The organism is Peribacillus sp. NPDC058002, from assembly GCF_042886655.1.
Lineage (GTDB): Bacteria > Bacillota > Bacilli > Bacillales > DSM-1321 > Peribacillus > Peribacillus aracenensis.
On the sequence record NZ_JBHVQU010000257.1, the window covers coordinates 1 to 4,796 of the forward strand.

5 protein-coding genes and 1 other annotated feature are annotated in these 4,796 nt (G+C 35.6%); of the genes, 1 reads left to right on the forward strand and 4 read right to left on the reverse strand.

Annotated elements, in window-relative coordinates:
* Nucleotides 1–25: 25 nt before the first annotated feature.
* Nucleotides 26–262 (reverse strand) — a binding site (T-box leader).
* A 257-nt stretch (nt 263–519) separates the two neighbouring features.
* On the forward strand, nt 520–930 hold the full coding sequence (locus ACFVSH_RS22975) for an HTH domain-containing protein (protein WP_387708008.1): 411 nt from the start codon (nt 520–522) through the stop codon (nt 928–930).
* A gap of 428 nt (nt 931–1,358) precedes the next feature.
* On the opposite strand, the gene ACFVSH_RS22980 is transcribed toward ACFVSH_RS22975, so the two are convergent.
* From ACFVSH_RS22980 to ACFVSH_RS22995, 4 genes are all read right to left on the reverse strand, one after another.
* The gene (locus ACFVSH_RS22980) at nt 1,359–1,592 is read right to left on the reverse strand and encodes a hypothetical protein (RefSeq protein ID WP_387708010.1); all 234 of its coding nucleotides are present in this window, start codon (nt 1,590–1,592) and stop codon (nt 1,359–1,361) included.
* A 327-nt stretch (nt 1,593–1,919) separates the two neighbouring features.
* Nucleotides 1,920–2,615, reverse strand: a complete 696-nt coding sequence (locus ACFVSH_RS22985; protein ID WP_387708012.1) for a cupin-like domain-containing protein — start codon at nt 2,613–2,615, stop codon at nt 1,920–1,922.
* A gap of 13 nt (nt 2,616–2,628) precedes the next feature.
* Nucleotides 2,629–3,705 carry a metallopeptidase TldD-related protein gene (locus ACFVSH_RS22990; RefSeq protein WP_387708014.1) on the reverse strand — a complete coding sequence of 359 codons (1,077 nt, stop codon included), beginning with the start codon at nt 3,703–3,705 and terminating at the stop codon, nt 2,629–2,631.
* On the reverse strand, nt 3,695–4,796 hold a 1,102-nt coding region (locus ACFVSH_RS22995), incomplete at its 5' end, for a tetratricopeptide repeat protein (RefSeq protein WP_387708016.1). The genes ACFVSH_RS22990 and ACFVSH_RS22995, both read right to left, overlap by 11 nt.

The following is a 4,796-nucleotide window of genomic DNA, read 5'->3' on the forward strand; positions in this document are numbered from 1 at the left end:
GTCTCTTCCTTCATAATCAAATGAAGAAAGAGACGATATGCCTTATGCTTACCGCGGTACCACTCTTATTGGCTCTTTTCTAGAACCCTGCTTTAAAACCTTGTAACGAAGGTCAATCGTTAAAACAAAAGAATGGAATCATTCCTATCTTTCACTTTACCACTCCCAGGCAAGTTCAAAGTATCATTGGACTGCGTTGCACCAACCCGCAGCTCTCTTTACCGAATAATGTGCTTTTACTACTCCTGATCATTGCGTTTTAAAAATTAAATTATATCTGAATATTTTTAATAATATCCAATACTATACGGACTCAAAGTAAATTTGTCAATAACTTTCTCAGGATAATATTTTCAAAGAAGCAAATCATGGGATATCGCTTTGAGCCAGTACTATGAAATCAGTAGAATACTATTTGAAATAAAGTTGATGCTCTACAGGGAAATTGCTGTTTCACGGTTTAATGATTCTGTTTCTTAAAAGTATAATAGAGTTAAAAGTGAAAGAGGGTTATTCAAGATGATTGGTCATGAACCTAAAGAGTTATTAAGAACTCTTCTAAATGATTATAAAATGCCTGCGGCATCATTAAGTAAAATTACAGGAATATCTGTGCAAGTCATTCTAGATTTTGCAAATGGTGAAAATATTCAATCCACGGTAACTCAAACAGAAATGATGGACCTAATAGATTTAGTGGGCCTATTAGTCATAGGCGTGCCTTCATCCGATGCAAATGAAAGGGTCTCTGCTATAACTCAAGCACTGAACAAAGAATTTGGTATACCAATAGAGACGATTTCCTTATTCTCTACTCTTGAGTGTGAAGATATCGAAGAATTCATGAAAGAAAATGATTCTCTGTCCATTGAAAAAAGATACAACCTTGCAGTAACCGTCCTTTTTTTGCATTATATCTTTAAAAGATGATTATTTTATTTATGAAACACTTACCCGGGTCTGACTTTAATTTATGCAACGGAGCATTTCCAGGGCTAACAGAACGTTTCAGCAACCATTCTTCAACTTCCCTTTTCAGTGTCTGAATATTCAGGTAATTATCCTGACATAAACCAATAAGACCCCTTGCTCGATACATGAGGGTGATAACTGCAAGAGTAAGCAATCATTTTTCTAAACGATTTCATCTTGGTCAGAAGAAGAACCACTACTGTCTTGTGGGGATGAGTGGTTCTTTTTCCGTTTCTTGGCGAACGCAGACAGGATGGCCATAATTAAGCTTAATACCTTCCCTATCTATAATTAGAGCAAAACCGTGGCCTTCTTCCAATCCGTCATCAATAATCCCCACTGGAATAAATGAATCTATTCATAAAAGCCCAGGCTCTCCTAAACGTTTAAAACTCCATCCCTAACCATGATGCCGCCACCATCAGGACCCCAACGACAATCACTATAACCGGTCCTACAATAATTAATCCAAATAACAATGAGACTACTGCGTCCAGAAAGATTCGAAATGGTCCTGCTTTTTCCTTTTTATTCTGTTGCTGCGTTAATAAGTCTTCAAGATGACCGACTTTTTGCTTCAATTCCTGCAATTCTTGAATCACTTTTGTGTCTTGATCCATGAAATACCACCCTCTTCAATTAACAATAAGTGTTAATTCTATCATTTACGTCCATCTTTTTAAAGTGAGATTGACTATTCTCTGGCAAACGTCCTTTCTTAAGTAATGACGGAATTGATAAATTCGTATGGAGGTTTTTTGAAGCAAAGAGGGCGAAGGCTTACTAAGGGCAACAAGGATTCAGAAGGTAAAAAGAAAAACAGCCCTATGGCTGATTTCCCGATTTCATTAGATATGGCGGCATCAATAAAATCTACAGAATGTTTGTAAGCCGCTAAATTTAGTCAATACGAGTTTTTAACCTGTACACTTAAAAGGAATAAAGGTTTATTCCTTTTCATCTTTATACCAAAAATTCTCACTAACTGAGAAAGAGGTTTCGATATTTCGCACGGCATGCCACCAACTTTTAGGTGTGTACATTAATTCTCCAGAAAACTGTTCCACAATGTAGGGCTTGGAATATTTGAAATTTGGATCCTCCTTTAAATCCAAATCGAATACATCATGCTTAAAATCTTTCACATACTCAGTATCATCAGGGCTGAAAAAAATCCATTTTTTTTGGCCAAATACAACTGCATTCCAATTATGTGATTTCTCAAAATCCTGGTGTATTGGGGTTCCTGTTCCAACCGAACCCAGGAAAATCCATTTTAATTTCTTGTTATTTTTGGTCCTGATTGTATTATGGTCGAATAGAGATGGAGTTTCAAAATAACTCTCTAAATCATCATTGCCCATGATGGAAAAGGGCCAGTCACAATACAATTTTTCGGGGTTATCATTTAAAATACCGATGAATTTACCAAGTTTTGATTTGTAAAATTTTTTTTCTTTATCGTATCCTGATTTCCTTATGATGATTTCCCTTTCTCCATAAGTAGACTGTAGATAGTCTGTATCCCAGTCCCTAGAAGGCCATAAATCTACTAATCCAGTTATTATCAGTGGCTTTTTACCCGCATAATTTTCTTCGAAATCCGTTAGTGATAATTGTTTATAGTGTATCTTATCTATCAATTCGCTCATCCTTTCAAAGTACGGGATAAAGTGTTAGATTTTCAAAATGAATATGGGGTGAACCTTGGGTGACGCTAAGATTATTTTCACCATTCTTATTACACCCGAAAACCGGATTAAAGAAATGCAGTTTATTGCTAAGGGACTTAATAGCTTTAGCTGAATCAAGTTTGTTTCCTTTAATATCAAATCTTCTAAGTATTTTATTAGTTATTTTCCCATTTTTAATGACCAAACCATATGATGGCCGGATTACAAAATTCAAACCAAGTGATCCCCCACCCCAGGAACCCCTGCAATATACACCGTTGTCGATTCCTGAAATGATCTCCTGTACTTCCATATTGCCAGAATCCAAATAAGTTGTTGACATTCTGGGCATCGCAAGTGAAGATATGCCAACGCTTCTTGCATTACATGAAGATTGTAAGCCTAGGAGCTTACAGGTTTTTGCATTATGCATCAAACCTACGGTTATCCCATCCTTTATTAAGTGAGTCCTAAATGTTTCATTCTGTTCCGCATCCAATAAATAACTGCCATTTTGCCCAGGAATGGTCGGGTCATCGAATACGTTGATTTTATATTCTGACCATTTGTATCCCATCGTTATTCCATTTGGCTTTAAATACTCTAGGTAATTATCTGCTTCTAAAGTATGACCAAAACATTCGTGTACATAATGAGATCCAGTCCATGGCTCAAGCACAATTTGTGTTTCAACCTTGCGTTCAAGTTGCTGACCATATAAAGCAGCCTCTACTTCCGCTAAAATAACATCAAAATGATCCATTAATTCAGTAGATGGTGAATTATTAGTTCTTGTTTGCCATAATACTGGAATAATAGATGTTGAAGTCTCTATTAAGATCCTTATAAGGATGGAATACTTTAATTCATAACTGCTTAATCCAATACGGAGTTTAAAAGACTTCCAATGTCTTAAGTGATCATAGCTATCACGTTCAATGAATTTTAAACAATGATTTAATTCTTCTTGAAGAAACTTATTCTTTTCATTATCATCGCACCTTGGTGAAACAACCCCTTCAACGGTTGAATCATATGATATTAAATATTCATTGTTCATGTTTCGTATCAGCCCGACTAATTACTAATTGCGAAGGATCGTCATGGATCTTGCCATCAAAATCATTTAATTTCATTCCTAGTTTTGCTGCGAATACTTCACCCAATATATACCCCTCTATTCTCATAGGTAATAATTCGATGCACTCTTTGGATAAATCATATCCTTTTTGATACAGCTCCAAACGAAGGCAACAAATTAAACTTAATATTAGGCCATGTGCCTCGATGGTATCGACTATATTTCCAGTTTTATCAAACCAATTTAAAGCCTCTTCATAATTCCTATCCTTGAAAAAGTGAATGCCTAAAACATAGGCAGCCCAATATGAATCATCACCTTTTTCAATCGCTTTTTGATAGCAATTCTTAGCACGTTCAATTTCACCAGACTGGGTATAGAGAATCGATTTCAATTTCCAACCTATTGCTCCTAATGGCCTCAATTCAAAGTTTAATTCGTCTATTTCTGCTAGACTCAACTTTTTATTCGATGAAATTTTCTCCATCGTTACCTTCGGAGAAAACTTATCTTCCTTGGAATATGCAATATCCCTCCCCATTTGTCCTGCTATATATTTCCCTATCCACCTGAAACTTTCAGGTAGAAACCCACTTTTGATAGAATAGGACATTGTCTTCACTTGATTAAAGAGGCCAAGATTGTTCAATACATGTAAGGTTTCGTCTATATCATTCGATAAATCATTAGTCTTGGGATCATAAAAATAATCCAAATCGATATCTACAATAACCTGTTCATTAATTATGAATTCGCCTAGATATTCAATAGTTGTGACATGTAACTCGATATTATTTAATTGTACAGAAGCAGAATTTTTTCCGTTTCTAAAGCTTGATATGAATTCTTTTCCATGGTTGGGTACAAGGGATAATAGCTCCCAAAGTAATTCACTAAACCCTTTTTCTCCTAACATACGAGGATATACCCATATTATTTTCCGAAAAAGGCCCTCTTGGATTGCGGCGTACAAAAAGTCATCGATCCCATAAGAATATCTTCCATCTTCCCTACAAGGAATATCTTTTTTCAATTCATCAATACATAGACCCTCTTTAATGAACCTGTCT